The organism is Streptomyces sp. NPDC006326, assembly GCF_040612915.1.
Lineage (GTDB): Bacteria > Actinomycetota > Actinomycetes > Streptomycetales > Streptomycetaceae > Streptomyces.
Genome location: NZ_JBEXRC010000015.1, coordinates 1 through 26,982 on the forward strand (window position 1 = coordinate 1; position 26,982 = coordinate 26,982).

20 protein-coding genes and 1 riboswitch are annotated in these 26,982 nt (G+C 73.0%); of the genes, 12 read left to right on the forward strand and 8 right to left on the reverse strand.

Annotated elements, in window-relative coordinates; translation table 11 throughout:
* Window positions 1-109: 109 nt before the first annotated feature.
* Window positions 110-1,369, reverse strand: a complete 1,260-nt coding sequence (locus tag ABZ128_RS14450) for a citrate synthase (RefSeq protein ID WP_356848443.1) — start codon at window positions 1,367-1,369, stop codon at window positions 110-112.
* A 70-nt stretch (window positions 1,370-1,439) separates the two neighbouring features.
* Here ABZ128_RS14450 and ABZ128_RS14455 point away from each other — a divergent pair, with 70 nt between their 5' ends.
* Together ABZ128_RS14455 and ABZ128_RS14460 are read left to right on the forward strand one after the other, a co-directional pair.
* The gene (locus ABZ128_RS14455; protein ID WP_356848444.1) at window positions 1,440-2,591 is read left to right on the forward strand and encodes a citrate synthase; all 1,152 of its coding nucleotides are present in this window, start codon (window positions 1,440-1,442) and stop codon (window positions 2,589-2,591) included.
* Window positions 2,592-2,605: 14 nt separating this feature from the next.
* Window positions 2,606-3,769: a GTP-binding protein gene (locus ABZ128_RS14460; RefSeq protein ID WP_356848446.1), complete on the forward strand. Its 1,164-nt coding sequence runs from the start codon at window positions 2,606-2,608 to the stop codon at window positions 3,767-3,769.
* Here ABZ128_RS14460 and ABZ128_RS14465 read toward each other — a convergent pair.
* Together ABZ128_RS14465 and ABZ128_RS14470 are read right to left on the reverse strand one after the other, a co-directional pair.
* On the reverse strand, window positions 3,766-5,832 hold the full coding sequence (locus ABZ128_RS14465; protein ID WP_356848447.1) for a restriction endonuclease: 2,067 nt from the start codon (window positions 5,830-5,832) through the stop codon (window positions 3,766-3,768). The two genes, ABZ128_RS14460 and ABZ128_RS14465, sit on opposite strands and share 4 nt — an antisense overlap.
* A gap of 100 nt (window positions 5,833-5,932) precedes the next feature.
* Entirely contained in the window at window positions 5,933-8,386 is a 2,454-nt protein-coding gene (locus ABZ128_RS14470) for a DNA topoisomerase IV subunit A (protein WP_356848449.1), read from the reverse strand.
* 222 nt (window positions 8,387-8,608) lie between these two features.
* On the opposite strand from ABZ128_RS14470, the gene ABZ128_RS14475 reads away from it, so the two are divergent.
* The 4 genes from ABZ128_RS14475 (at window position 8,609) to ABZ128_RS14490 (ending at window position 13,395) form a co-directional block, all read left to right on the forward strand.
* Window positions 8,609-9,976 (forward strand): pitrilysin family protein, encoded by a 1,368-nt coding sequence (locus ABZ128_RS14475; RefSeq protein WP_356848450.1) that lies wholly within the window; start codon window positions 8,609-8,611, stop codon window positions 9,974-9,976.
* Window positions 9,977-9,996: 20 nt separating this feature from the next.
* Window positions 9,997-11,364 (forward strand): pitrilysin family protein, encoded by a 1,368-nt coding sequence (locus ABZ128_RS14480; protein ID WP_356848575.1) that lies wholly within the window; start codon window positions 9,997-9,999, stop codon window positions 11,362-11,364.
* A 184-nt stretch (window positions 11,365-11,548) separates the two neighbouring features.
* Window positions 11,549-11,708: riboswitch (cyclic di-AMP (ydaO/yuaA leader) on the forward strand.
* A 12-nt stretch (window positions 11,709-11,720) separates the two neighbouring features.
* On the forward strand, window positions 11,721-12,515 hold the full coding sequence (locus ABZ128_RS14485; RefSeq protein ID WP_356848452.1) for a M23 family metallopeptidase: 795 nt from the start codon (window positions 11,721-11,723) through the stop codon (window positions 12,513-12,515).
* 214 nt (window positions 12,516-12,729) lie between these two features.
* Window positions 12,730-13,395 (forward strand): GntR family transcriptional regulator, encoded by a 666-nt coding sequence (locus ABZ128_RS14490; protein WP_356848454.1) that lies wholly within the window; start codon window positions 12,730-12,732, stop codon window positions 13,393-13,395.
* 203 nt (window positions 13,396-13,598) lie between these two features.
* Here the strand turns inward: ABZ128_RS14490 and ABZ128_RS14495 are convergent, their stop codons facing one another.
* Window positions 13,599-13,880 (reverse strand): HPr family phosphocarrier protein, encoded by a 282-nt coding sequence (locus ABZ128_RS14495; RefSeq protein WP_356848456.1) that lies wholly within the window; start codon window positions 13,878-13,880, stop codon window positions 13,599-13,601.
* A 185-nt stretch (window positions 13,881-14,065) separates the two neighbouring features.
* On the opposite strand from ABZ128_RS14495, the gene ABZ128_RS14500 reads away from it, so the two are divergent.
* The 5 genes from ABZ128_RS14500 to ABZ128_RS14520 all read left to right on the forward strand — a co-directional run bounded on the left by ABZ128_RS14500 (window position 14,066) and on the right by ABZ128_RS14520 (window position 20,835).
* Window positions 14,066-16,933: a GNAT family N-acetyltransferase gene (locus tag ABZ128_RS14500; protein ID WP_356848458.1), complete on the forward strand. Its 2,868-nt coding sequence runs from the start codon at window positions 14,066-14,068 to the stop codon at window positions 16,931-16,933.
* A 41-nt stretch (window positions 16,934-16,974) separates the two neighbouring features.
* The gene (locus ABZ128_RS14505; protein WP_356848460.1) at window positions 16,975-17,571 is read left to right on the forward strand and encodes a DUF5998 family protein; all 597 of its coding nucleotides are present in this window, start codon (window positions 16,975-16,977) and stop codon (window positions 17,569-17,571) included.
* Window positions 17,571-18,773, forward strand: coding sequence for a nucleotide pyrophosphatase/phosphodiesterase family protein (locus tag ABZ128_RS14510; RefSeq protein ID WP_356848461.1), 1,203 nt, complete (start codon window positions 17,571-17,573; stop codon window positions 18,771-18,773). Before ABZ128_RS14505 ends, ABZ128_RS14510 begins: the two co-directional genes overlap by 1 nt.
* Window positions 18,774-18,836: 63 nt before the next feature.
* The gene (locus ABZ128_RS14515) at window positions 18,837-19,487 is read left to right on the forward strand and encodes a thymidine kinase (protein WP_356848462.1); all 651 of its coding nucleotides are present in this window, start codon (window positions 18,837-18,839) and stop codon (window positions 19,485-19,487) included.
* Window positions 19,488-19,578: 91 nt separating this feature from the next.
* Entirely contained in the window at window positions 19,579-20,835 is a 1,257-nt protein-coding gene (locus tag ABZ128_RS14520; RefSeq protein ID WP_356848464.1) for an MFS transporter, read from the forward strand.
* 88 nt (window positions 20,836-20,923) lie between these two features.
* On the opposite strand, the gene ABZ128_RS14525 is transcribed toward ABZ128_RS14520, so the two are convergent.
* Window positions 20,924-21,730, reverse strand: a complete 807-nt coding sequence (locus ABZ128_RS14525) for a VOC family protein (protein WP_356848466.1) — start codon at window positions 21,728-21,730, stop codon at window positions 20,924-20,926.
* A 182-nt stretch (window positions 21,731-21,912) separates the two neighbouring features.
* On the opposite strand from ABZ128_RS14525, the gene ABZ128_RS14530 reads away from it, so the two are divergent.
* Complete coding sequence (locus ABZ128_RS14530) at window positions 21,913-22,776, forward strand: sulfurtransferase (protein WP_356848468.1); 864 nt, start codon at window positions 21,913-21,915, stop codon at window positions 22,774-22,776.
* 80 nt (window positions 22,777-22,856) lie between these two features.
* On the opposite strand, the gene sepH is transcribed toward ABZ128_RS14530, so the two are convergent.
* From sepH to ABZ128_RS14545, 3 genes are all read right to left on the reverse strand, one after another.
* A complete protein-coding gene (gene sepH, locus ABZ128_RS14535; RefSeq protein WP_356848469.1) occupies window positions 22,857-23,888 on the reverse strand; it encodes a septation protein SepH in 1,032 nt (343 codons plus the stop codon).
* A gap of 559 nt (window positions 23,889-24,447) precedes the next feature.
* Window positions 24,448-25,770 carry a D-arabinono-1,4-lactone oxidase gene (locus ABZ128_RS14540; protein ID WP_356848471.1) on the reverse strand — a complete coding sequence of 441 codons (1,323 nt, stop codon included), beginning with the start codon at window positions 25,768-25,770 and terminating at the stop codon, window positions 24,448-24,450.
* A complete protein-coding gene (locus tag ABZ128_RS14545) occupies window positions 25,727-26,974 on the reverse strand; it encodes an MFS transporter (RefSeq protein WP_356848473.1) in 1,248 nt (415 codons plus the stop codon). Before ABZ128_RS14545 ends, ABZ128_RS14540 begins: the two co-directional genes overlap by 44 nt.
* Between the last annotated feature and the right edge of the window lie 8 nt (window positions 26,975-26,982).

Consider the following 26,982-nt stretch of genomic DNA (forward strand, 5'->3'; position numbering starts at 1 on the left):
ACCTGACGCCACGCCCGAAGGCTCCCTCGCCCACACCGGCGCCGACAGCACCAACGGATGGCTCCTGGCGATCGGCGGGCTTCTCCTAGCGGCCGGCCGGGCGGGCGGGTCAGGGGAGGGGCCGAGGGGGGCGGGGGCCCGTGTAGTGGCCGGTGGGGCGCATGCGGAGGGGGCGCTCCTGGTACTCCTCCAGGGCGTGTGCGATCCAGCCTGCCGTGCGGGCCACCGCGAACACCGTCTCGCCCGCCTCGGCCCGCATGCCGCAGGCCGTGGTGAGCACCGCCAGCGCCAGGTCCACATTGGCGTGCAGCCCGCGCCCGTCCCGGGCCGCCACCGCGGCCACCTCCCGGGCCGCTGCCAGCGCCGGCGCGGCCTGGGGGAGCCCTTCGAGCCGGGCGAAGAGGGCAGTGGCCCGCGGGTCCTCCCGCTTGTACAGCCGGTGGCCGAAGCCGGGCAGCCGTCGGCCCGCCCGCAGGTACTCCGCCACGACCGGAGCGGCCCCGCCGCGTTCGAGGACCTCCGCCAGCATCCGGTGGGCGAGCCGGCCCGCCGCTCCATGCAGGGGCCCTTCGAGCGCGCCGAGGCCCGCCGACACCGCGGCGTACGGGTGGGCCCGCGCCGAGGCGGCCACCCGTACGGCCAGGGTGGAAGCCGCCAGGTCGTGGTCGACGAGCAGCGCCAGTGCCAGGTCCAGGACGGCCAGGGCGTCCGGGTCCGGTTCCTGCGCCGTCAGCCGGGACCACAGCTGTCGGGCCAGCCTGCCGTCACCGCGCCACTGCGCCGGGGCGGCCTCGGGCAGGGCGCCGACCAGCGTGGGGATCAGGCAGCGCGCGGAAGCCAGTACGGCCTGCTCCGACAGGTCGAAACGCAGCGGATCGACGACCGCCGCCGCGGCCACCGCCACCCGGAGCCGGTCGATCGGACCGCTGTGGTCCGCAAGCGCGGCCACCGCGCGCCGGGCCGCGGCCAGCAGCTCCGGCGGAGCGGTGAAGCGGGCTCCCCGCTGCACGGTCCCGGTCCAGAGCCACTCGGCGACCTCCTCGTAGCGGAAGGCGGTGGCCAGCTCCACCGCATCCACTCCGCGGAAGTAGTACCGGTCGGACTCGATGGCGGTGAGCGCGGTGCGTACGGAGAGCTCCCCGGCGGGGACGGCCGCCTCACGCCGGCTGCGCCGGGCCAGTGCCTCCACCTCGTGTGCGTCGAAGGTGCTGCCCCTGCCGACCGCGTCACGGCGGCTCGTCAGCTGACCGCGGCTGACGTACGCGTAGACGGTGGCCGGTTTCACCCCGAGCAGCTCCGCCGCTTCCTGGGTGGTGAGCCGCCGCCCGCCCGCTGCCTGATCGTCCGCCCGGGCCGAGTGCTCGTTCATGACCACCACCCTATACATATTGATTCAATCAATATTGACAAGTATCGAGTCAAGCATGGATGGTCAATCCATGAACACCACCGTCGATGTACCCCGCGGCCTCGCCGGAGTCGTGGTCACCGAGACCGAGCTCGGAGACGTCCGCGGCCGCGAAGGCTTCTACCACTACCGTCAGTACTCGGCCGTCGAGCTCGCCGCGGGTCGCAGCTTCGAGGACGTGTGGCACCTGATGTTCCGGGGCGCCCTGCCCGCCGACGCAGCCGAGCAGGCGGCCTTCGCCGCGGAGATCGCCCCGCTGCGCCGGCTGCCCGCCGAGGTCCGTGACGCCCTGCCCGCGCTCGCCCGGGCCACCGCGCTCTCGGGTCCCCTCGCCGGGCTGCGCACCGCGCTCTCGCTGCTCGGCGCCTCCGCCGGCTTCCGGCCCGTGTACGACATCGATCCCGCGCGCCGCGCCGCGGACGCGCTGGCCGCCTGTGCCGCCGTACCGACCCTGCTCACCGCGCTCCACCGCCTGGGGCAGGGCCTGGAACCGGTCGAGCCGCGCGCGGACCTCCCCTACGCCGCCAACTACCTCTACATGTTGACCGGGCAGGAGCCCGACCCGGTCAGGGCGCGGGCCGTCGAGCAGTACCTGATCTCCACCGTCGACCACGGCTTCAACGCCTCCACCTTCACCGCCCGCGTGATCGCCTCCACCGGAGCCGACGTGGCGGCCTGTCTGACCGGGGCGATCGGGGCGCTGTCCGGGCCCCTGCACGGAGGCGCCCCCAGCCGGGCCCTGGACACGCTGGATGCGATCGGCACGGCCGACCGCATCGCGCCGTGGATCCGCGAGCGCGTGCTGGCCGGCGACCGGATCATGGGCTTCGGACACCCCGTGTACCGCACCGAGGACCCGCGCTCCCGGATGCTGCGCGAGATCGCCCTCGGCTTCGGCGGCCCGCTCGTGGACTTCGCCGTCGAGGTGGAGCGGCAGGTCGAGGAGATCCTCGCCGAGCTCAAGCCGGGCCGTGAGCTCCACACGAACGTGGAGTTCTACGCGGGGGTGGTCATGGAGCTGTGCGGGCTGCCGCGCGAGATGTTCACCCCGACCTTCTGCGCGGCCCGCGTGGTGGGCTGGAGCGCGAACGTCCTCGAACAGGCCGCCGATTCGAAAATCATCCGTCCGGCCGCCCGTTACACCGGCCCGACCCCGCCGCAGCCCGTCCCGCCGCTCGGCTGACTACGATCGGCGGGGTGAACAGCAGGCAGCCCGTCCCGAGCGTCCCGTCCGTCCAGCCCATTCCCGTCGTCGTCCTTGCCGGATTCCTGGGATCCGGCAAGACGACCCTGCTCAACCACCTCCTCGGCAACCGCGGAGGCACCCGGATCGGTGTCGTCGTCAACGACTTCGGATCGATCGAGGTCGACGCGATGTCGGTGGCCGGACAGGTCGGCGACTCGATGGTCTCGCTGGGCGGCGGCTGCCTGTGCTGTGCGGTCGACGGCAGCGAGCTCGACGCCTACCTGGAGAAGCTCTCCGCGCCCGCACACCGGATCGATGTGATCATCATCGAGGCCAGCGGCCTGGCCGAACCCCAGGAACTGATCCGGATGCTGGTCGCCAGCGAGAACCCCGCGATCCGGTACGGCGGGCTGGTGGAGGTCGTGGACGCGGCGGAGTTCGACGCCACGCGGGCGAAACACCCCGAGACCGACCGCCACCTCGCCGTGGCCGACCTGGTGGTCCTGAACAAGACCGACCGGGTGGACGCGGCCGAGCGGGCCCGCATCGAGGCCGAGCTGGCCGCACTGTCCCCCGGCACGCCCCTGGTCACCGCCGATCACGGCAGGATCGACCCGGAACTGCTCTTCGACCGGCGCCCGTGGACCGAGACCCGGGGCCAGCTGTCCTTCGAGGACCTGCTGTCGCAGGCCGCGGACGAGGAGGACCACACCGGGCACGCCCACACCGAGTACGAGAGCACGGAGTTCCACTCGGAGCAGGCCCTGAGCCCCCGCCGGTTCATCGACTTCCTGGACAGCCGCCCGGCCGGGCTGTACCGGGTCAAGGGCTTCGTCTACTTCGGCGTACCCGGCCACGAGGAGCGCTACGAGGTCCACGCGGTCGGCCGCTTCCTCCGCTTCGCTCCGGGCCCCTGGGCCGGAAACGAGTCCCGCCGGAGCCGGCTGGTCCTGATCGGCTCCGGCACCGACGGCCCCGCGCTCCTGCGCGAGCTGGAGGCCTGCCGCGAACCGGCGCCGCAGCACGCTCCGCCGGAGAGCATGTGGGGCATCCTGCGCTACGTCGCCCGGCCGCCGGAGCCGGAGGACGGCGCCGAGGACCGGGCCGAGGACCGGTCCGACGTGGTCGCCGACCCCGAGGACCTCTTGGGCGCGGGAGATCCCGCGGAGTTCTAGGCGACCTCGACGCCGTACTCGCGCAGGAGGTCCTCCAGGCCGCCGCGGTAGCCCTTGCCGCCGATCACGAAGTCCCAGTCGCCGTTGGCGCGGCGCCGGAAGGAGCCGAGGACCAGGGCGGTTTCGCCCGGGCGGCCGTCGGAGACGTCCAGGCGGCCGAGTTCCTCGCCTGAGGCCGACAGGAGGCGGATGCCGGCGTCGGTGAAGCCCGCCAGGTCGGCGTGCGGATCGGCCTCCGGGTCGATCGCGGCGACGAGGACGAGCCGGTCGGCGGGCTGCGGCAGGGCGTCGAAGGCGACCTCCAGGGCCGCCTTGTCGGGTGCGGTGTGCGGACGGGTGCGGACCGAACCGTCCGGTGTCCGCGGGTTGTTGAAGAAGACGAAGTGGTCCTCGCTCAGCACCCGGCCGCCCTCGCAGACGAGCGCGCACACGTCCAGCGCGACGGAGCCCGACCATGACATCCCCAGCACGTTGTGCTCGGCTGCAGCCGGGGCCGGGGCCGGCGCGGGAGTGCTGCGTGCCGCGGCGCCACCGCCCAGCCGGCCGCGCAGTCCGTACCGGTGGAGCAGATCCACGAGTTCGGTCCCGGGAACTAACTCCAGCGGCTTGCCGTTGGCAAAGGTGTACGACCCCGGTCCGAAGGACGCCGTGGTGACCAGCACGCCCTTGTTGGCCCCCTTGTCCTGGACCGTGCCGTACAGATCGCGCACGGCCGTCGGTGGCACCGTGTTCCGGTAGCGCTTGACCTGCACCACGATCCGCCCGCCCCGGATCGGGGCCGGGTCCAGCGCCTCCACGTCCACCCCGCCGTCACCGGACCGCTGCGTGGTCACCGCCTCCATGCCCATGGCCCGGAAGAGCTCGGCGACCAGGTTCTCGAAGGCGATCGGATCCATGGCGAAGAGGTCCGGCTCCTCCTCCCCGCCGCTCGCCTGCCCGCCGTGGCTGACGACCTCTCCGCCGACCTCGTCGGGCCTGCGCCCGGGGCGTACCGCGGTCAGCTGGTCGGGGCGCGCGGACAGCTGCCCGCCGAGCCCCTCGACCAGACAGTCGACCGCGCTGACCTGCTCCAGCCGCAGCCCCGCGAAGGCCGTGCGCGCCGCCGGGACGGTGGCGAGCACGAACTGCGCCTCCTGTCCCGTCACCGGATCGGGGCAGTCCACGAAGCCGTTGACCACGACCGAGTCCAGCATGGCGAACTCGTCCGCCGCGTACAGCTCGCGCACCACGAGCAGCATGCACTGCGCCAGCAGGTCCCGGTACAGCGCCCGCCGTTCCGTGACCGGGCGGGGCTTCACCCTGTCCTGGTCCGTGCTCGGCAGGTACTGCACCGACCTGGCCTCCGGCACCACCGCGAAGCCGGGCAGCTCCCAGTCGAGCACGAGTTGGCGCGCCGCCGGGTCGTACGCGGCCGCCACCTGCCGCGGCAGCGCCTCGGGCCAGGCCGTCGAGGCGTACAGGGCTGCCGAGAAGTACTCCACCGCCGCCTCGGCGTCGCCCGCGCGCAAGGCGTCGGCCAGCTCGCCGAGCCCGCTGTTGTGCGCCCGTATCCCGGCGAGCTGCTCCGCCGCCCACCGGTCGTACTGCCGGCGGTACGCCTCCAGCTGCTGCCGGCGCTGCGCCTCCGCGGCGCCGGCGGCATGCCAGGCCTCGGTGTACCGGGCGTGGGCTTCCCGCTCCGCCTGGGCCCGGTGGTTCGAGCCGAGGGTCCAGCCGCTGCTCTGCTGCTGGAACTGCTCGATACGGGGCAGCGGCACCGGTTGCGCCAGCGCCCCGGGGTTGAACGGCTCCAGCTGCTCGGGCCGGATCAGGGACGCCATGCGGAACGCCGGTGCCCGGCAGCCCGTGACCAGCAGTCCCTGCAGGGCCGCGACCTCGGCGTCCAGCTGCTCCGTCCGCCGCCGGGCCTCGGCCTCGCGGTGCTGCCGGTGGCTGCGGGCCGCGTCCCGCTCATGGGCCCGCTGCCGGCGCTCGGCCTCCCGCTGCTGGATCAGCAGGGTCTGCTGCTGCCGGCGCTGGGCCTCGGCCCAGTCCCCGATCAATCCGCCCGACCGACGACTCATCAGCTGTGTACTCCCCCCACCAACACCCAGGGGGAAAACAGTAGTCGGCATTCGGGTGGTACGTCCCCCGGGTCGCACCACCCGAATGCCGCCGTACGTCCTACAGCGCGCCCCCCGCCAGAGCGGCGACGGCGCCGGGCAGCGCGGCGCCCGAACCGTCGCGGCGCGGGTCCACGGCCGGCAGCTCGGCCGGGCTTCCGTTCGCCGACGCCGCGCGGACAGGCGCATTGCCCGTCCAGGCCAGCACCAGCAGGTCCTCGCCCTTCAGGAAGCGCTGGCAGCGCACGCCGCCCGTGGCCCGGCCCTTGCGCGGGTACTGGTCGAACGGGGTGAGCTTGCCGGAGAGCATGGAGTCGTCCAGCGTCCCGTGCGAGCCCGCCACCGTGAACACCAGTGCGTCCCGGGCCGGGTCCACCGCCGAGAAGTGGATCACCTTGGCGTTCTCGGAGAGCTTGATGCCGGCCATACCCCCCGCCGGGCGGCCCTGCGGGCGCACCTGCGCCGCCGGGTAGCGCAGCAGCTGTGCGTCGTCCGTGATGAAGACGAGGTCCTCCTCACCGGTGCGCAGCTCGACCGCGCCGACGATCCGGTCGCCCTCCTTGAGGGTGATGACCTCCAGCTCGTCCTTGTTCGCCGGGTAGTCCGGCACGACCCGCTTGACCACCCCTTGTTCGGTGCCGAGCGCCAGGCCCTGCGAGGACTCGTCGAGCGAGGTCAGGCAGACCACCTTCTCGTCCGCCTCCAGCCCGGAGAGGAACTCGGAGACGGGGGCGCCCCCCGCCAGGTTCGGCGCGCTGTGGGTGTCCGGCAGCTGCGGCAGGTCGATCACGGACAGCCGCAGCAGCCGCCCGTAGGAGGTGACCACGCCGACATCGGCCCGGGCGGTCGCCGCCACCTGCGAGACGATCAGGTCGTGCTTGGCGCGGGGCCCGTCCTCCTCGGGCAGCGGTTCGCCGGTCACGGTGCGCGCCAGCAGGCCCGTCGAGGACAGCAGCACCCGGCACGGGTCGTCCGCGACCTCCAGCGGCACCGCGCCGACCGCCGTGCCCGCCGACTCCAGCAGGACCGTACGGCGCTCGGTGCCGAACTTCTTCGCCACCGCGGCCAGTTCGGTGGAGACCAGCTTGCGCAGCTCCGTGTCGGACTCCAGGATCCCGGTCAGCTCGTCGATCTCGCCGGTCAGCCGGTCGCGCTCGGACTCCAGCTCGATCCGGTCGAAGCGGGTGAGCCGGCGCAGCGGGGTGTCCAGGATGTACTGGGTCTGGATCTCGCTGAGCGAGAAGTGCTCGATGAGCCGCTCCTTCGCCTGCGCCGAGTTGTCGCTGTCACGGATGATCCGGATGACCTCGTCGATGTCGAGCAGGGCCACCAGGAGCCCCTCGACCAGGTGCAGCCGGTCGCGCCGCTTGCCGCGGCGGAACTCGCTGCGCCGGCGCACGACCTCGAAGCGGTGGTCGAGGTAGACCTCCAGCAGCTCCTTGAGGCCGAGCGTCAGCGGCTGGCCGTCGACCAGCGCCACGTTGTTGATGCCGAAGGACTCCTCCATCGGCGTCAGCTTGTAGAGCTGCTCCAGCACGGCCTCAGGGTGGAAGCCGTTCTTGATCTCGATGACCAGGCGCAGGCCGTGCGAGCGGTCGGTCAGGTCCTTGACGTCGGCGATGCCCTGGAGCTTCTTCGAGCCGACCAGGTCCTTGATCTTCGCGATGACCTTCTCGGGACCGACCGTGAAGGGCAGTTCCGTGACGACGAGGCCCTTGCGGCGGGCCGTCACGTTCTCCACGGAAACCGTCGCGCGGATCTTGAAGGTGCCCCGGCCGTTCTCGTAGGCGTCCTTGATCCCCGCGAGGCCCACGATCCGGCCGCCGGTGGGCAGGTCGGGACCCGGCACGAAGCGCATCAGCGCTTCCAGGTCCGCGTGCGGGTAGCGGATCAGGTGCCGGGCGGCCGCGATGACCTCGCCCAGGTTGTGCGGGGGCATGTTGGTGGCCATGCCCACCGCGATCCCGGACGCGCCGTTGACCAGCAGGTTCGGGTAGGCCGCGGGCAGGGCGACCGGCTCCCGCTCCTGGCCGTCGTAGTTGGCGGCGAAGTCGACGGTGTCCTCGTCGATCGACTCCGTCATCAGTGACGTGGCGTCCGCCATCTTGCACTCGGTGTAGCGCATGGCGGCCGGCGGGTCGTCGTTGCCGAGCGAGCCGAAGTTGCCGTGCCCGTCGACCAGCGGGAGCCGCATGGAGAAGGGCTGGGCCATGCGCACGAGGGCGTCGTAGATCGACGCGTCGCCGTGCGGGTGCAGCTTGCCCATCACCTCGCCGACGACGCGGGCGCACTTCACGTAGCCGCGGTCGGGGCGCAGGCCCATCTCGTTCATCTGGTACACGATGCGGCGGTGCACCGGCTTCATGCCGTCCCGGGCGTCGGGCAGGGCCCGGGAGTAGATCACCGAGTACGCGTACTCAAGGAAGGAGCCCTGCATTTCGTCGACGACGTCGATGTCGAGGATCTTCTCCTCGAACTCCTCCGGCGGCGGGGTCTTCGTGCTGCGGCGGGCCATCGCTGCGCGGCTCCTTAACCAAGAATGACGGTGTACGGGTGTGTGACAGGGGTTGACGCGGACCATTGTGGCCCGAGGCACGGACAACGCCCACTCCGACCCCGGGGGTGCCCCCGGACGGAGTGCCGGGGGAGTGACCCCGGGAACTTCTCCGGCCGCCGACGCGCTTGCATACAGTGGCAGGTCAGACAGAAATCTCTGCATCGCGATCGAAGGGACCACATGCCCATGGGTCACACGGCCACCGCCCAGGCCGGCTCCGGCGGCCTGGCAGCGACCGAGCACCGGCTGGCCAACGGCCTGCGCGTGGTGCTCTCCGAGGATCACCTGACCCCGGTCGCCGCAGTCTGCCTCTGGTACGACGTCGGCTCGCGCCACGAAGTCAAGGGGCGGACCGGTCTGGCTCACCTCTTCGAGCACCTGATGTTCCAGGGCTCGGCGAGCGTACCGGGCAACGGGCACTTCGAGCTGATCCAGGGGGCCGGCGGTTCCCTGAACGGCACGACCAGCTTCGAGCGCACCAACTACTTCGAGACCATGCCGGCCCACCAGCTGGAGCTCGCGCTCTGGCTGGAGGCGGACCGGATGGGCTCGCTGCTGGCCGCCCTGGACGAGGAGTCCATGGAGAACCAGCGCGACGTGGTCAAGAACGAACGCCGGCAGCGGTACGACAACGTCCCGTACGGAACGGCCTTCGAGAAGCTGACCGCCCTCGCCTACCCCGAGGGCCACCCCTACCACCACACGCCGATCGGCTCGATGGCGGACCTGGACGCGGCCTCCCTGGAGGACGCCCGGAGCTTCTTCCGTACGTACTACGCGCCCAACAACGCGGTGCTGTCGGTGGTCGGCGACATCGACCCCGAGCAGACGCTCGCCTGGATCGAGAAGTACTTCGGCACCATCCCCGGCCACGACGGCAAGCAGCCGCCGCGCGACGGCACGCTGCCCGAGATCATGGGCCGCGAGCTGCGGGAGGAGATCACCGAGGAGGTCCCGGCCCGCGCGCTGATGGCCGCCTACCGGCTCCCGCACGACGGCACCCGCGAGTGCGACGCCGCGGACGTCGCGCTGACCATCCTCGGCGGCGGGGAGTCCTCCCGGCTGCACAACCGCCTGGTACGCCGCGACCAGAGCGCCGTCGCGGCGGGCTTCGGCATGCTGCGGCTCTCCGGCGCCCCCTCGCTGGGCTGGCTGGACGTGAAGACCTCCAGCGGCGTCGAGGTACCCGCGATCGAGGCGGCCGTCGACGAGGAGCTCGCGCGGTTCGCCGCCGAGGGCCCGACGGCCGAGGAGATGGAGCGCGCCCAGGCGCAGCTGGAGCGGGAGTGGCTGGACCGGCTGAGCACGGTGGCCGGCCGCGCCGACGAACTGTGCCGCTTCGCGGTGCTGTTCGGCGACCCGCAGCTCGCCCTGACCGCCGTCCAGCGCGTCCTCGACATCACCCCCGAGGAGGTGCAGGCCGTGGCCGCGGCCCGACTGCGCCCCGACAACCGCGCGGTGCTGGTGTACGAGCCGCTCGCGGCCGGCGAGGCCGACGGCTCCGCGGCGACCGAGACCGAGACCGAGAACGAGGGGGCGGAGCAGTGAGCGACACCGCAGCCGTCACGATGACCTTCCACCCGCAGCCGCAGGCCGGGCAGCCCAAGCCGTGGGCCTTCCCGGCACCCGAGCGCGGTGCGCTGCCCAGCGGCCTGACGGTGCTGCGCTGCCACCGGCCCGGCCAGAAGGTGATCGCCGTCGAGGTCAACCTCGCCGCCCCGCTGGACGCCGAGCCGCAGGGCCTGGACGGCGTGGCGACCATCATGGCCCGGGCGCTGTCCGAGGGCACCGACAAGCACTCCGCCGAGGAGTTCGCGGCCGAGCTGGAGCGCTGCGGCGCCACGCTCGACGCCCATGCCGACCACCCCGGCGTGCGGCTCTCGCTGGAAGTCCCGGCCTCCCGGCTGCCGAAGGCGCTCGGGCTGGTCGCCGATGCCCTGCGCGCGCCCGCCTTCGCCGACAGCGAGGTCGACCGGCTGGTGCGCAACCGGCTCGACGAGATCCCGCACGAGCTGGCCAACCCGCAGCGCCGGGCCGCCAAGGAGCTGTCCCGGCAGCTCTTCCCGGCCTCGCTGCGGATGTCGCGGCCCCGCCAGGGCACCGAGGAGACGGTCGCCCGGATCGACTCCGCGGCCGTACGCGCCTTCTACGAGGCGCACGTACGCCCCGCCACCGCCACCGCGGTGGTCGTCGGCGACCTGACCGGCATCGACCTGGACGCCGTCCTCGCCGACACGCTGGGCGCCTGGACCGGCAACACCGCGGCCCCGCACCCGGTGCCGCCGGTGACCGCCGACGACACCGGCCGCGTGATCATCGTGGACCGGCCCGGCGCGGTCCAGACGCAGCTGCTCATCGGCCGGATCGGGCCGGACCGCCACGACCGGGTCTGGGCGGCGCAGGTGCTCGGCACGTACTGCCTGGGCGGCACCCTCACCTCGCGCCTGGACAAGGTGCTGCGCGAGGAGAAGGGCTACACCTACGGCGTGCGCGCCTTCGGGCAGGTGCTGCGCTCCACCGCCGACGGCAAGGGCGCCTCGATGCTCGCCATCAGCGGCTCGGTGGACACGCCCAACACCGGCCCCGCGCTGGACGACCTCTGGAAGGTGCTGCGCACCCTCGCCGAGGGCGGCCTCACCGATGCCGAACGGGACGTGGCCGTACAGAACTTGGTGGGGGTGGCCCCGCTGAAGTTCGAGACGGCGGCCGCCGTCGCGGGCACCCTGGCCGACCAGGTCGAGCAGGAGCTTCCGGACGACTACCAGGCGCAGTTGTACGCCCAGCTGGCCGAAACCGGCACGGTGGAGGCGACTTCGGCGGTCCTGGCGGCCTTCCCGGTGGACCGCCTGGTCACGGTGCTGGTCGGTGACGCCGCGCAGATCGAGGAGCCGGTGCGGGCCCTCGGGATCGGCGAGGTGACCGTCGTCGGCAACTGACCGGCGCTTCCAGGGCTCCGGCGGGCTTGTCCGCCGGAGCCCTTTTTGTCTGTTTCGAGGAGAGCGGGCTCGTATGGGCTGTGGCGTACGCAACAAAAGAGCGCGTCTGTTTGGCGATTGACTGATGATCCGCCTAGCGTCGGGCGTGCTGTCCGTCAGTTGTACGCGCCGCACCCGCGGCACCGGGCAGCGATCGCCGAGTCCCCGTCAGGCGCGAGCCTGGGGAGCCGGGGACCCACATGCGTCCCTGGGGTGAATCGGACCGCCTCGTCAGAGGGGGCCCGTAGGAGACCTTCCTGCTCCGAACCCGTCAGCTAACCCGGTAGGCGAGAGGGAAGGAAAGGATCAGCCCCTTCATGGCGTTTGGCAGTCGTGCCGCCGGTAAGCACCGTGGTTCCAGCCGTCTGAGCCGCAAGACCGCCGGTTACGCCGGCATCGCCGCCCTCGCCACCACCGGTGTCGTGGGCTCCCTGGCCGGACCGGCGTTCGCCGCCTCGGACAAGGCTCCCTCGATGGAGGACACCGGCCTGAACGCCGTGGTCACCGCCGAGGACCTCGCGGGCGAGATCGAGGCCCAGGCCGAGGCGCAGCAGAACGCGGCCGATGCCGCCGCCGCCAAGGCGAAGGCCGAGGCCGACGCCAAGGCCCGCGCCGCCGAGGCCAAGCAGAAGGCCGAGGAGAAGGCCAAGGCGGAGCGCGAGGCCGCGGAGCGCGCGGCCCGCGAGGAGGAGCGCAAGCGCCTCAACACCTTCGTCTCCCCGCTCGACGACTCGTACGTCAGCACCCAGTACCACGCGGGCGGCGGCATGTGGTCCTCCGGCAGCCACACCGGCATCGACTTCCACGCGGCGTCCGGCACCTCGGTGCACGCGGTGGGCTTCGGCACCGTGGTCGAGGCCGGCTGGGGCGGCGCCTACGGCAACAACGTCGTCATCAAGCACAACGACGGCACGTACACCCAGTACGGCCACATGTCCTCGCTGAACGTCTCCGTCGGCGAGCAGGTCACCCCGGGCCAGCAGATCGGCCTGTCGGGCTCCACCGGCAACTCCAGCGGTCCGCACCTGCACTTCGAGGCCCGCACCGGCGCCAAGTACGGTTCGGACATCGACCCGGTCGCCTACCTGCGCCAGCACGGCGTCGACGTCTGACGGACGGGCCGGGCCCGCGACGCCCGCCCGCCGCGCACCACACCCTTTCGAAGACCCCGGCTCACCGAGCCGGGGTCTTCGCGTTGTGGCCGTAAATATCGGGGGAATTTCTTCCCATGCTCGGAAAATATCGCGTGTTGCAATAGAGTCGCGGTGTGGCCCACGAAGCCGCGCGAAATGACGTCGGCAGTCGGAAATAGGCGGAGGTCCGGTCTTGCGTATTCCTGCGCACACGGTATGCACAGCGATCCGCGACGACATCGTCTCCGGGGTGTTCGAACCGGGCGGCAGACTGACTGAGGAGGTCCTCGCCCGCCGGTACGGGGTCTCCCGGGTCCCCGTCCGCGAAGCGCTGCGCACCCTGGAGTCGGAGGGCTTCGTCACCACCCGGCGGCACGCGGGCGCGTGCGTCGCCGAGCCGACCGAGCAGGAGGCCGCCGACCTGCTGGAGGTACGGATGCTGCTGGAGCCGCTGGCGGCCGCCCGGGCGGCCCGCCGGCGCACGGAGGCCCATCTCAAGGTGCTGCGCGGCCTGGTGCGGCTGGGGCAGGAGCGGGCCAGGCGGGGTCAGGGGGAGGATCTGCGGGCCCTGGGCGGCTGGTTCCACGAGACGCTGGCCCAGGCCTCGGGCAGCCCGGGGCTGATCGCGCTGCTCATCCAGATGCGGCACAAGATCGCCTGGATGTACGCCGTCCAGGCGCCCGCGCGGCCGGTGGAGTCCTGGGCGGAGCACGGGGCGATCGTGGACGCGGTCGCGCGCGGGGACGCCGAGCGGGCCCGGGCGCTGACGGCGGTCCACGCCGAGCGGGCGGCGGGGGCGCACCGGCTGCGGGTGAGGACTTCGCAACCTGTCGTAAACACGGCAAGCGGTCACCATTAACAAAGCCCGTATACAAAGGGCGAGTGCACGCGCGACGGAAACGCTCGCGACGGAAATGCGCGTGACATGAATACGGGGGACGGAAATGCATGCGCCCGCGGGAGCGTGCATTTTCCCCGGGGGAATACGGCGAAGCCGCGGCCACCGCAATTCCGGTGGCCGCGGCTTCGCCGCGCGCGGACTGGAACCCGAAGGGCCGGGGATCAGACCGTCTCGGGGAGTTCCTCAAGGCCCTCGGCGACCAGCTTGGCGAGGCGGTCCAGGGCCGCCTCGGCACCCTCGGCCTCGGACGCGAGGACGATCTCCTCGCCACCCTGGGCGCCCAGGCCCAGCACCGCGAGCATGGACGCGGCGTTGACGGGGTTCCCGTCGGCCTTCGCGATGGTCACCGGGACCCCGGAAGCGGTCGTCGCGCGGACGAAGATCGAGGCGGGACGAGCGTGCAGGCCCTCGGCCCAGCCGACGTTGACGCGGCGCTCTGCCATGGTGATGCCCTTCAGGTTCTGGCGGGTTGTCTAGACCAGTCTCTCACGACGTCCCGAGTGCTCCGACCGACCTTCGGTCCCCTTCGTCCGCCGTTTGATGCTCCCCAGCTTGCACCGATTTGCCATGGCTTGCCTCATGTGCCGCGCAGGAGCCGTCGGGCCGGCACTGGCCTTAGGATCACCGCATGACCACCGCGTCGGACCCTTCGTACCCGGCCCACTGGGAGGCCGACGTCGTCCTGCGCGACGGCGGCACCGCCCGGATCAGGCCCATCACCACCGAGGACGCCGCCCGGCTGGTCAGCTTCTACGAGCAGGTCTCCGACGAGTCGAAGTACTACCGGTTCTTCGCGCCCTACCCCCGGCTCTCCGACCGCGACGTCCACCGCTTCACGCACCACGACTACGTGGACCGGGTCGGCCTCGCGGCGACCGTCGGCGAGGAGTTCATCGGCACCGTCCGCTACGACCGCATCGGCCCCGACGGCCGGCCCGCCTCCCTGCCCGCCGACGAGGCCGAGGTCGCCTTCCTCGTCCAGGACGCACACCAGGGCCGCGGGGTCGCCTCGGCGCTCCTCGAACACATCGGCGCGGTGGCCCGGGAGCGGGGCATCCGCCGGTTCGCCGCCGAGGTGCTGCCCGCCAACACCAAGATGATCAAGGTGTTCACGGACGCGGGCTATGAGCAGAAGCGCAGCTTCGAGGACGGCTCCGTCCGCCTCACCCTCGACCTCGAACCCACCGCGGAGTCCCTCGCCGTGCAGCGGGCCCGCGAACAGCGCGCCGAGGCGCGCTCGGTCCAGCGGCTGCTGACCCCCGGCTCGGTGGCGGTGATCGGAGTCAGCCGCTCCGGCGGCGGCATGGGCGCGGCGGCGCTGCGCAACCTCCGGGACAGCGGCTTCCACGGCCACCTCTACGCCGTGAACGAGGCCGTCACCACCGACCTGCTGGAGGGCGTGCGGGCCTACCGGGCACTCGCCGAGGTCGACGCCCCGGTCGACCTCGCCGTGATCGCGGTCCCCGCGGAGCGGGTGCCGGAGGCCGTGGCGGCCTGCGGGGAGCACGGGGTGCAGGGGCTGGTGGTGCTGTCCGCCGGGTACGGCGAGAGCGGTCCGGCCGGACTCGACCGGCAGCGCGAACTGGTGCGCCAGGTGCGCTCGTACGGGATGCGGCTGATCGGCCCCAATGCGTTCGGTGTGATCAACACCGCGCCGGAGGTGGAGCTCAACGCCTCGCTGGCCCCGGCTCCGGCGCCCCTGCGCGGCCGGATCGGGCTGTTCACCCAGTCCGGGGCGATCGGCATCTCGCTGCTGTCGGCGCTGCTCCGGCGTGGTGAGGGTCTCTCGTCGTTCGTCTCGGCGGGCAACCGGGCGGACGTCTCCGGCAACGACATCCTCCAGTTCTGGTACGACGACGAGGCCACCGACGTGGCGCTGATGTACCTCGAAACGCTGGGCAACCCGCGGAAGTTCACGCGCCTCGCCCGCCGGACGGCGGCCGTGAAGCCCGTGGTCGTCGCCAAGGGGGGCCGCCACACCCCGGCGGGGCACGTGGTGCCCGGGACCGGGCTGGCGGAGACCACCGTCTCGGCGCTGCTGCGGCAGGCGGGCGTGATCCGGGTCGACACGGTGACCGAGCTCGTGGACGTCGGACTGCTGCTGGCCTCGCAGCCGCTGCCGGACGGGCCGCGCGTGGCCATCCTCGGCAACTCCGAGTCGCTCGGCGTCCTCACCTACGACGCCTGCCTCACGCAGGGGCTGCGGCCGGGTACCCCGCTGGACCTGACGACGGCGGCCGGCCCGGCCGAGTTCCGCGCGGCGCTGTCCGCCGCGCTGTCCTCGGACACCAACGACGCGGTCATCGTCACGGCGATCCCGTCGGTCAGCGAGCGCCCCCTGGTGGACGACCTGGCCGGTGCGCTGCGTGAAGCGGTGGCCGAGCACCCCGGGAAGCCGGTGGCGGTGGTCCACGTGGAACTCGCCGACCTCGCGGACGCCCTGTCCCCGGCCGGGGGCTTCGCCGCCACCCCGCCCGCCCCGGAAGCCGCCACCCCGGCGGCGGCCAAAGCCGGCACCCCGGACCCCCGGCCCGAAACGGCGCCTCAGCCCCGCGCCGCGGCGGATGCGGTGCGCCTGCCGGCCTACCCCGCGGCCGAGCGGGCCGTACGGGCCGTGGCCGAAGCCGTGCGCTACGGGCAGTGGCGGCGGGCCAACGCCCACGCCGGCCAGGTGCCCGCGTACGAGGACATCGACGAGGCCGGAGCCGCGGCCCAGCTCGCCGGGCTGCTCGCCGGCGTCGGCGCGGACAGCGGCGCCCGTACCGAGCCCGGTTCCGAGCCCGCCACCGGGCCCGGGGCCGACTCCGGCGTGCTCACCCTCGGCGAGGCCGACGCCGCCGAGCTGCTCGCGCGCTACGGGATCCGGGTGCTGCCCACCCTGCCCGCACCCACCGCCGACGCCGCGGTACGGGCCGCCGAGACCCTCGGCTACCCCGTCGCGCTCAAGACCACCGCCCCGCACCTGCGCCACCGCGCCGACCTGGGCGGCGTACGCCTGGACCTGACGACCGAGGCCGAGCTGCGCCGCTCGTACGACGAACTGACCGACCTGCTCGGCACGCCCGCCGAGCTGCTCCCCGTCGTCCAGGCCATGGTGCCCCGCGGGGTCGACACCGTCGTGCGGTCCGTCATCGACCCGGCCGCGGGCGCCGTCCTCTCCTTCGGGCTCGCCGGGGTCGCCTCCGAGCTGCTCGGCGACACCGCCCACCGGCTCGTCCCGGCCACGGACCGGGACGCCGCCGGGCTGATCCGGTCCATCCGGACCGCTCCCCTCCTCTTCGGCTGGCGCGGCAGTGAGCCCGTGGACACCCCGGCCCTGGAGGAACTCCTCCTGCGCCTGTCCCGGCTCGTGGACGATCACCCGGAGGTCGTCGGGGTGACCCTGGAACCGGTCGTCGTCGCGATCGAGGGGCTCTCCGTCCTCAGCGCCACCGTGCGCATCGCCCACCCCCCTGCCCGCACCGACCTCGGTCCCCGGATACTCCCCAGTTACTGAGGGCGGCCGGGGCGCCCGCCCAGGGCCTTAGGATGGACCCCATGGCGAAATCCGGTACGACGACCCAGGGGCTGCGCACGGCGATCGAGCGCAGCGGCTACTACCCGGCCCTCGTGGCCGAGGCCGTGGAGGCCGCGGTGGGCGGCGAGCCGATCTCGTCGTACCTGGTCCACCAGGAGACGACCTTCGACTCCAACGAGGTCCGCCGGCACGTCACGGTCCTCGTCCTGACCGGCAACCGCTTCATCGTGAGCCACACCGACGAGCAGGCCGCCGACGCCGGGTCCCCGTCCCCGTACGCGACCACCTCCACCGAGTCGGTCAAGCTCGCCAGCATCTCCTCGGTGGTGCTCAGCCGCGTCGTCGCCAACCCCGAGTCGTACACCCCCGGCACCCTGCCCCGCGAGGTCGTCCTGACCATCGGCTGGGGAGCCGTCTCCCGCATCGACCTGGAGCCCGCCGCCTGCGGCGACCCGAACTGCGACTCCGACCACGGCTACACCGGCAACTCCACCGCCGACGACCTCAGCCTGCGCGTCAGCGAGGCCGGAGACGGCCCGGAGGCGGTCCGCCAGACCCTCCTCTTCGCGCAGGCGCTCTCCGAGGCGACGGCGGCGACCGCCGCCGGCCCCCGCTGATGGCCTACTCCGCAGCGCAGGACTGGCAGGAGCCGGAGCTCCTGGAGCCCGCGGCCGCCCCCCTCCCCGAGTACGGAACCGGCTCGCTCGCCGATCTGCTGCCGACGCTCGTGGCCGGCCAGGGCGTCCCCGGATTCAGCGCCGCCATCCCCGAACTGACCCCGGCCGACCGCAACTGCGTGTTCCTCGTCGACGGCATGGGCTGGGAGCAGATCAAGGCCCACCCGGACGAGGCGCCCTACCTGACCTCCCTGCTCGGCAGTTCCCGCGGCGGCACCGGCCGCCCGCTCACCGCCGGGTTCCCGGCGACCACCGCGACCTCCCTGGCCTCGGTCGGCACGGGCCTCGCGCCCTCGCGGCACGGCCTGCCCGGCTATGCGGTCCGCAACCCCGCCACCGGCGAGCTGATGAACCAGCTCCGCTGGCAGCCGTGGACCCCGCCTGCGCCCTGGCAGCCGTACCCGACCGTCTTCCAGCAGGCCGACGCGGCCGGTGTGGCCACCGCCCAGGTGTCCTCGCCCGCCTTCCAGACCACCCCGCTCACCAAGATCGCACTGAGCGGCGGCACCTTCCTCGGCCGGATGACCGGCGAGGAGCGGATGGACCTCGCCGCCGAGCGGCTCGCGGCCGGCGACCGCTCGCTGGTGTACACGTACTACAGCGAGCTCGACGGGGCCGGACACCGGCACGGGGTGAACTCCGACGCCTGGCGCGGCCAGTTGATGTACGTCGACCGGCTGGTCCAGCGGCTGGCCGGGCAACTGCCGCCGCGCACCGCGCTGTACGTGACCGCCGACCACGGGATGGTGGACGTCCCGTTCGACGAGGACTCCCGGATCGACTTCGACGAGGACTGGGAGCTGGGCGCGGGCGTGGCCCTGCTCGGAGGCGAGGGCCGGGCCCGGCACGTGTACGCCGTACCGGGCGCCGAGGCCGACGTCCTCACGGTGTGGCGGGAGGTGCTGGGCGACCGGTTCTGGGTCGCGAGCCGGCAAGAGGCCCTGGACCTGGGCTGGTTCGGGGCGCCGGGGGAGTGCGACGAGCGCGTGCTCGCCCGGATCGGCGACGTGGTCGCCGCGGCCCAGGCCGACGTGGCGATCACCGCGTCCGTCAACGAGCCCAACGAGTCGGCTCTCGTCGGCATGCACGGCTCGATGACCGCGGCCGAGCAGTTGGTCCCGCTGCTCGAAGTCCGCACCTGACCCGCCGGCTCCCGGCCGCCGTTCCCCTCCTGCTCCCCCGACCCGAAAGGTCCCGTTCCCTCCATGCCTGAACTGGTGTTTTTCTCCGGCACGATGGATTGCGGGAAGAGTACGCTGGCGCTCCAGATCGGCCACAACCGGTCCGCGCGGGGTCTGCAGGGCGTGATCTTCACCCGTGACGACCGTGCGGGCGAGGGCAAGCTGTCCTCCCGCCTCGGCCTGGTCACGGAGGCGGTCGAGGCCGGCGAGGGCATGGACCTGTACGCGTACCTCGTGGACCAGCTGTCCAAGGGTGGCAAGGCGGACTACGTGATCGTCGACGAGGCGCAGTTCCTCGCCCCGGAGCAGATCGACCAGCTGGCCCGCATCGTCGACGACCTCGACATGGACGTCTTCGCCTTCGGCATCACCACGGACTTCCGCACCAAGCTGTTCCCCGGCTCCCAGCGCCTGATCGAGCTGGCCGACCGGATAGAGCAGCTCCAGGTCGAGGCCCTGTGCTGGTGCGGCGCCCGTGCCACCCACAACGCCCGTACGGTGGGCGGCGCGATGGTGGTGGAGGGCGCGCAGGTCGTGGTGGGTGATGTGAACCGTCCGGCGGAGGAGATCGGCTACGAGGTCCTCTGCCGCCGCCACCACCGCCGCCGCATGACCTCGGCCTCGGCCCACGCCGGCGCCCTCTCCCCGGACGTGCTCCCGGTCAACCACGCCTGAGCGCCGGGAGGCGTCGGCCATGAAGGTTCCTCGACTCCGACGTCCCGGCCGACGCCGGGCTGCCGAGACCGGCCCCCCGAGCACGCACTCCGTGTCCTCGGCGAACTTCAGACGCTTCTGGTTCGGCCAGACGCTCTCCCAGTTCGGCACCCGCATCGGCACCCTCGGGCTGTCGGTGACGGCCGTCGACCTGTTGCGGGCCGGCAGCACCGAGGTCGGCATCCTGACCGCCGCATCGACCGTGTGCTACCTGCTGATCGGGCTGCCCGCGGGCGCCTGGGTGGACACGCTGCCCAAACGCCGGACCATGATGTGGGCAGCCGCCCTGCGCTGCCTGGCCGTCCTCGCCGTCCCCCTGCTGTGGGCCGTCGGAGCCCTGCGCATGGAGGCGCTGTACCTCGTCGCGATCGCCGTCGGGGTCGTCACGGTCTTCTTCGACGTCGCCTGCCAGTCCTACGTCCCGGTGCTCGTCCCCGAGGAGGACATCGCCACCGCCAACGCCCGGCTGGAGGCCGCAGCCCAGGTCTCCGCCCTCGGCGGGCCGGCGCTGGCGGGGTTGCTGATGCGGGCCGTGAGCGCGCCCGTGGTGATGCTCGTCGACTCCTTCGCCTACCTCGCGAGCTTCCTGTGCCTGAGCTTCACCGAGGACGGCGAGCAGCCGAGCGGTCTGGCCCCGCGGACCAGGGGACACCTGCGCGCCGACATCGCCGAGGGGCTGCGTTTCGTCCGCGACCAGCCGGTCATCCGGCGCCTCGCGGTGTCCATGGGGGTGTCCAACTTCTTCGCCACGATGGTGGCCACCCTGATCCCCCTGCTCGTGCTGCGGACCCTCCGCTTCGACCCCTTCATGCTGGGCCTGATCATGACCTGCGGCGCGGTCGGCGGGGTGCTCGGCGCCACGCTCGCCCCCGCCGCCCGGCGGCGTTTCAGGGCGGGCACCGTCATGGCCTTCGGGCTGGTCACCGCCGCACTCTTCGCCGCGGCGGGCCCCCTCGCGGCCCTGGCCGGCCCCGGCCGCCCGGTCCTCGCGGGGGCGGTCCTGCTGGTCGGCGAGTTCGGCATGACCGCCGGCGCCCTGCTGTTCAACGTGACCCAGGTGAGCCTGCGCCAGACCCTCTGCCCGAGGAACCTCCTCGGCCGGATGAACGCCTCGATCCGCTTCGTCGTGTGGGGCGGCATGCCGCTCGCGGCGCTGGCGGCGGGCCGGCTCGGCGAGGCACTCGGGGTGGTCCCGACGCTGTGGATCGGTGTCGTCGGCAGCGTGGCGACGGTCCTGCCCGTCATCACCGTCGACAAGGTCATGCGCGCGGGCACCGCCCGGCACGTGGTGACGGAAGCGGCCCGGTGAGCGGCGGCCGGCGCCGTACCGGACCCTGCCGCATCTCCCCGGCCCGTCGTTGGGGTGGTGCACCGGCGTCCGGGTCACGCGGCCCGCGTCAGCCGTCGCGGCGGAGGTCGCCCGGTCGTGACTGGAGCAGGGTGAGGACCGCGCCCTCGGGGTCCGTGACCGTGACCAGCCTGCCCGTGAGGCCCTCCCGGGGCGGCTGGACGATGCGGCCGCCGAGCAGCTGGACCTGTACGGCGGCGTCGTCGACGTCGGCGACCTCGAAGTAGGTCATCCAGTGCGGCCCCCGGTCGTGCGGGAGCGAACGGCCGACCCCGTGCACGGCGGCGACCGGCCGGTCGTCCAGCACGAGCGTGAGGTAGTCGAAGTCCGCGCCGACCGCATCGTGGCTGCGGGCCTCGTGGCCGAAGACGTGCTCGTAGAACTTGCCGACCGTGGAGGTGTCCTGGGTGACCAGTTCGTTCCAGACCGGTGTGCCGGGCACGCCCGACAGCTGGGTACCGATGTGGTCCCCGGCCTGCCAGAGCCCGAAGATCGCCCCGACCGGGTCGGAGCAGATCGCCACCCGCCCGGCTCTGCCCGCGTCGAGGGGGCCGACGGCGACCGTGCCGCCGCAGGAGCGGATCGTCTCCGCCGTGGCGTCGGCGTCGTCCGTGGCGAAGTACGTCGTCCAGGCCACCGGCAGGTGCCGGTCCGGCGGCATCTCGCCGATCCCGGCCACTTCCCGGCCGCCGAGCAGCGCGCGCACGTACGGGCCGAAGGGCTCGGGGCCGGGCACGTACTCCCAGCCGAACAGGTCGCCGTAGAAGGCCTCGGTGGTCCCGAGGCCGTGCACCATCAGGCTCGCCCAGCACGGGGTGCCGGGCGGGCGCCGCGTCGGTTCCACTGCCTCGGTCATGTCAGCCGTCTCCTCCGTCGTCGGGGGCGCGCGCGTCCCGCAGGAGATGCTGTCACTCCGGCGGGTCCGGCGCGCCCCGACCGGGCCGATTCGGGGGAGCGGCGCGCAGATGACCGAATCAGTGCGGCCTGTCGGAGCCGGGCGGCCCGCAGCGGCCGTGGGGTGGGAGGAAGATGGACCGTATGACTGCGAACTCTGCGCGCTCCCCGATCCTCTCCGCCTCCGAACTGATGGCCGAGCTGGCCGGCGGGCGGCCGCCGGTACTGCTGGACGTCCGCTGGCAGCTCGGCGGCCCCGACCTGCGCTCCGCGTACGAGGCCGGCCACCTGCCGGGTGCGGTGTACGTCGACCTCGACCGCGAACTGGCAGGTCCGGTGCGTCCGGACGGGCGCGGCGGGCGCCACCCGCTGCCCGATCCGGAGGAGTTCGGGGCGGTGATGCGCCGGGCCGGGGTCTGTGCCGACGTGCCGGTGGTGGCGTACGACGGGGGGCTGGGCTGGGGAGCGGCCCGGGCCTGGTGGCTGCTGCGCTGGACGGGGCACCCGGACGTGCGGGTGCTGGACGGCGGCCTGGCCGCGTGGACAGAGGCGGGCGGCGCGGTGTCCGCCGAGGCCGTGTCCGCAGCGGAAGGAGATTTCAAGCCAACTCCGGGAGCGGCCGGGTTGCTGGACGCGGACGCGGCGGCTGCCCTCGCGCGCCAGGGCATCCTCCTGGACGCCCGTGCGGGGGAGCGCTACCGCGGCGAGGTCGAGCCGATCGACCCGGTGGCCGGGCACATCCCGGGTGCGGTGTCGGCCCCGACCACCGAGAACCTGGGCCCGGACGGGCGGTTCCTCGCACCGCAGGCCCTGCGGGCGCGCTTCACCGCGCTCGGCGTCACGGACCGGGCCCCGGTGGGCGTGTACTGCGGTTCGGGGGTCTCCGGCGCGCAGGAGGTGCTCGCACTGGAGGTGGCGGGCTTCCCGTCGGCCCTCTACGCGGGCAGCTGGTCGGACTGGTCCTCGGACCCGCAGCGCCCGGTCGCCACGGGAGCGGACCCGCGCTAGCGGCGCAGGCGGGGTGGACAGCGGGCGGGTAGCGGGCAGGCCCGGGCGGGCGGTGCCCGGGGGCTGCCCGCCCGCTCCTGCTACTCCTGTTTCTTGCGGCGGGTGCCGAAGACGATCTCGTCCCAGCTAGGGACCGCCGCGCGGCGGCCGGGGCGGACCCCGTCGGCCTCCGCCTGGCGGTCGGTCGTGCCGGTCAGGCGCTCCCGGTGGCCCGCCACCGTGCGCGGCATGAGCACGTCCGCGTACGCGGCTCCGGCCCCGGCGCTCGCCGACGCCGCCGGGGGCTCCTCCGCCTCCGGCTCCTCCGCGGGGACGTCGGTGCGTTCCGGCACCACCAGGTCGCCCCGGAAGCTCGGAACCGCTTCCAGCAGGCTGGTCAGGGAGTCCCGCTCCTCCTCCGGCTCGGGCGCCGGAGCCGGGGCCGTGTGGTTGGCGGTCCGCTCCAACTGGCGGTCGAGGGCGCGGTCCAGCGGCCGGTCGCGCGGCAGCCGCGCGATCCTCGGCACGAACGGGAAGCTCGGCTCCGGCGTCGCGGGCAGGTCGTCCGCCTCGCCGATGAGGGACCGGGCCTCGTCGTCCACGGCGACGACCAGCCGGCGGGGCGGGTCGTACGTCCAGCTCGCCGAGTGCGGTTCCCCCGCGACCCGGTAGACCAGCAGCACTTCCCAGGTGCCGTCGTCGCGGCGCCAGGAGTCCCACTGCACGGACTCCTTCTCCGCGCCGCGCAGCGTCAGCCGCTCCTGCACGGCCTCGCCGAGCTGCGGTCCGGTGTTCTCGCCGGGACGGCGCACGGGAGTCTTGCGCGCCCGCTCCGCCATGAACGCGCGCTCGGCGAGCACGGGTCCCTCGAAGCGGCGTACGCGCTCGACGGGGATGCCGGCGAACTGGGCGACCTCCTCCGCGGAGGCACCGGCCCGTATGCGGGCCTGGATGTCGCGGGGGCGGAGGTGGCTCTCCACCTCGATCTCGATCTGGTTCAGGCGCGCGCGGTCGTTGCGCACGGCAGCCCGCAGCCGCTCGTCGATCGGAAGCGTGTACTCCGTGCTGTCCGCAGCCTTGAGCACCAGTCGTGTGCCGTCATTTGAGACGGCCACGACACGCAGTTCGGGCATGGGGACCTCCCGGGTGGTGCCTGCCGACGTCACGTGCGTCGCTGCTTCCGCTAGTCGAGTGTGGCCTGCCCGGGTGCAGCCTGCCACAACCTTGCCGAGTTCAACCGGCGTGTCGGGCATGCGCCCTTGATCGCCGTTATGGCACGGTTACCTGTTGGGCACACACAGTGACCGCTTGATTACTGTGCGCAGCAGGATCCGTGCAATGCCGCGGCATCACCGGTCTTGAGTGCCGTTTCTCCATCAGCCGGCTCCCTCTCCCGGGTCCGGACATCCGAAAGGAAGGACGGCCCCAGGGCTCGCCACAGTACTCCATTCGGGCCACCTGGGTGGACCGCCGCGCCGCCGAACTTGTCCGGGGCGGCGGCAGTTGGGCTGCCCCGGATCGGGCCGGACCTGCGGGCGTGCCCGTTTTCGGGTGGTGTGCTTCACAGAATCCGCAGAAATGGAACTTTCGCTTCGCCCGGCCGTCGGGGGGCCGGGGGCGAGCGGCCGGACGTCCCGCGGCCCGGCCGCTCCTGAGACCCGGTCAGTCCCCGGGGAACCCCGTCGGGCCCCGTCAGTCTCCGAGGACGCGCCGCAGGTAGTCGTTGCCGAACAGCCGGTCCGGGTCCAGCCGGTCCCGCAGCGCGCTGAACTCCCCGAAGCGCGGATAGGCGCGGGAGAGGTACTCCGCGTCCCGCGTGTGCACCTTGCCCCAGTGCGGCCGCCCGCCGTGCGCCGTGAAGATCTGCTCGGCGGCCGTGAAGTAGGCCTGGTAGGGGGTGCCGCGGTACATGTGCACCGCGATGTACGCCGTGTCACGCCCGGAGGCCGTCGACAGCGCGATGTCGTCGGCCGGAGCCGTCCGCACCTCCACCGGGAAGCTGATCCGCAGCCCGGAGCGGTCCACCATCGCCCGCAGCTCCCGCAGGGCCTCGACCACCTGCTCGCGCGGAAGGGCGTACTCCATCTCCACGAAGCGCACGCGGCGCGGACTGGTGAACACCTTGTACGGGATGTCCGTGTAGGTCCGGGCGGACAGGGCCCGGCTGGCGATCCGGGCGATCGACGGGATGGCGGCGGGGACCGCGCGGCCCAGCGAGTTGACCGCCTGGAAGACGCCGTTGGACAGCAGCTCGTCCTCGACCCAGGCGCTCAGCGCCCCGGGCGGGGCCGCCGGGCCCTGGCTGCGGTTGTTGCGCTTGGTGTTGCAGTTGCCGGTGTGCGGGAACCAGTAGAACTCGAAGTGCTCGTTCTCCGCGAAGTGCTGCTCGAACTCCGCGGTCACCCGGTCGAAGGCCATGGGCTCCTCACGGGCGGTCAGGAAGAACAGCGGTTCCACGGCGAAAGTGAGCGCGGTGACGATGCCGAGGGCCCCGATGCCGATCCGGGCCGCCGCGAAGACCTCGGGATTCTCCTTCTCGGAGCAGGTCAGCAGCCTGCCGTCGGCGGTGACCAGCTCCAGGCCGCGGATCTGGGCGGCGATGGAGGCGGAGTCGCGGCCCGTGCCGTGGGTGCCGGTGCTGGTGGCGCCGGAGACGGTCTGCTCCATGATGTCGCCCATGTTGGTGAGCGAGAGGCCCTCGCCCGCCAGGGCCCGGTTGAGGTCCTTGAGCGCGGTTCCCGCCGCCACGGTGACGGTGCCGGCCTCCCGGTCGATCGCGCGGATCCCGGCCAGCGCCTGCGGGCGCAGGAGCACCCCGTCCGTCGCGGCGGCCGCGGTGAAGGAGTGGCCGGTGCCGACCGCCTTCACCCTCAGCCCGTCCTCGGCGGCCCGCCGGACCGCCTCCTGAAGCTCCCCGACCGAGGCCGGGGTCACCACCCGCGCCGGAGTGGCCGAGACGTTGCCCGCCCAGTTACGCCACGCGGTCCCGTACTTCGCTGCTGTCGCCGTCCCCATCGGTGGAGCGCTCCTCCCCTTGCGCCGGCCTCGTCAGCCGGCGGAATCCCGCGAACGCCACCGCCGCAGCGGCCACCCCCGCCGAGATGGAGACGACGTACCCGGTCCCGGCGCCGGCCGCGTCGATCACCCAGCCGGCCACCGAGGAGCCGATCGCGACGCCGACCGCGAGCCCGGTGCTGGTCCAGGTCATGCCCTCGGTCAGCTTTTCGCGTGGTACGTGCGCCTCGATCAGGGCCATCGTGGTCACCATCGTGGGAGCGATGGCCAGGCCCGAGACGAAGAGCGCCACCGACAGAAACGGAAGGTTCCCGGCCAGTAGGAGGGGGATCATACTCACGGCCATCGCACAGATGCCCAGGACCCAGCGGATTTCCACCCGGCCCTTGAAGCGCAGCAGTCCGAAGACGATGCCCGCCAGGCAGGACCCGAGGGCCCAGACGGCGAGGACGAAGCCGGTGGCGGACTTGTGGCCGTGCTCCTCGGCGAAGGCCAGCGTCGCCACGTCGATGGAGCCGAAGACCGCTCCGGTCGCCACGAAGGTCGCCACCAGGACCTGGAGGCCGCGGGAGCGCAGGGCGGAGGAGACGTCGGGCTGCTCGTGGCGCGGGTGCGGCTTCGGCTCCGTGCCGCGCAGGGCGGTGAGCCACCACACGCCCACGAGCAGGCAGACGATCGCGACGAGCGGACCGGCCTCGGGGAACCAGCTCGCGGACAGCATCGTGGCCACCGGCGGCCCCAGGATGAAGCAGACCTCGTCCAGGACGGACTCGAAGGAGTACGCCGTGTGGAGTCGGGGGGTGTCGCGGTAGAGGGCGCTCCAGCGGGCGCGGACCATCGATCCCACGCTCGGCACGCAGCCCGCGACGGCGGAGAAGACGAACAGCGTCCAGTCGGGCCAGCCGCCCGCCGCCGCGACCAGCAGGGCCGAAACGGCGGCCACGGCCACGAGAGTCACCGGGCGCAGCACCCGCCGCTGCCCGTACTGGTCCACGAGGCGGGATGTCTGCGGGCCCAGGACGGCCGCCGAGAGCGCGATGGTGGCCGTGAGCGCGCCGGCCAGGGCGTAGCGGCCGTCGATCTCGGTGATCATCGTCAGGACGCCCACGCCGACCATGGCGATCGGCATCCGCCCGATGAGTCCGGCAGCGCTGAACCCCTTGGTTCCGGGGGCGGCGAAGATCGCACGGTAAGGGCTCGGCAAGGAGGACT

What these genes read in the sequence shown, in the direction of transcription:
- ABZ128_RS14515 (WP_356848462.1), top strand. Translation starts at nt 18,837, where the DNA reads ATGCCTGAACTGGTGTTTTTCTCCGGCACGATGGATTGCGGGAAGAGT.
- ABZ128_RS14485 (WP_356848452.1), top strand. Translation starts at nt 11,721, where the DNA reads ATGGCGTTTGGCAGTCGTGCCGCCGGTAAGCACCGTGGTTCCAGCCGT.
- ABZ128_RS14465 (WP_356848447.1), bottom strand. Translation starts at nt 5,832, where the DNA reads ATGAGTCGTCGGTCGGGCGGATTGATCGGGGACTGGGCCGAGGCCCAG.
- ABZ128_RS14510 (WP_356848461.1), top strand. Translation starts at nt 17,571, where the DNA reads ATGGCCTACTCCGCAGCGCAGGACTGGCAGGAGCCGGAGCTCCTGGAG.
- ABZ128_RS14480 (WP_356848575.1), top strand. Translation starts at nt 9,997, where the DNA reads ATGACCTTCCACCCGCAGCCGCAGGCCGGGCAGCCCAAGCCGTGGGCC.
- ABZ128_RS14500 (WP_356848458.1), top strand. Translation starts at nt 14,066, where the DNA reads ATGACCACCGCGTCGGACCCTTCGTACCCGGCCCACTGGGAGGCCGAC.
- ABZ128_RS14505 (WP_356848460.1), top strand. Translation starts at nt 16,975, where the DNA reads ATGGCGAAATCCGGTACGACGACCCAGGGGCTGCGCACGGCGATCGAG.
- ABZ128_RS14475 (WP_356848450.1), top strand. Translation starts at nt 8,609, where the DNA reads ATGCCCATGGGTCACACGGCCACCGCCCAGGCCGGCTCCGGCGGCCTG.
- ABZ128_RS14540 (WP_356848471.1), bottom strand. Translation starts at nt 25,770, where the DNA reads ATGGGGACGGCGACAGCAGCGAAGTACGGGACCGCGTGGCGTAACTGG.
- ABZ128_RS14455 (WP_356848444.1), top strand. Translation starts at nt 1,440, where the DNA reads ATGAACACCACCGTCGATGTACCCCGCGGCCTCGCCGGAGTCGTGGTC.
- ABZ128_RS14450 (WP_356848443.1), bottom strand. Translation starts at nt 1,369, where the DNA reads ATGAACGAGCACTCGGCCCGGGCGGACGATCAGGCAGCGGGCGGGCGG.
- sepH (WP_356848469.1), bottom strand. Translation starts at nt 23,888, where the DNA reads ATGCCCGAACTGCGTGTCGTGGCCGTCTCAAATGACGGCACACGACTG.
- ABZ128_RS14530 (WP_356848468.1), top strand. Translation starts at nt 21,913, where the DNA reads ATGACTGCGAACTCTGCGCGCTCCCCGATCCTCTCCGCCTCCGAACTG.
- ABZ128_RS14525 (WP_356848466.1), bottom strand. Translation starts at nt 21,730, where the DNA reads ATGACCGAGGCAGTGGAACCGACGCGGCGCCCGCCCGGCACCCCGTGC.
- ABZ128_RS14470 (WP_356848449.1), bottom strand. Translation starts at nt 8,386, where the DNA reads ATGGCCCGCCGCAGCACGAAGACCCCGCCGCCGGAGGAGTTCGAGGAG.
- ABZ128_RS14495 (WP_356848456.1), bottom strand. Translation starts at nt 13,880, where the DNA reads ATGGCAGAGCGCCGCGTCAACGTCGGCTGGGCCGAGGGCCTGCACGCT.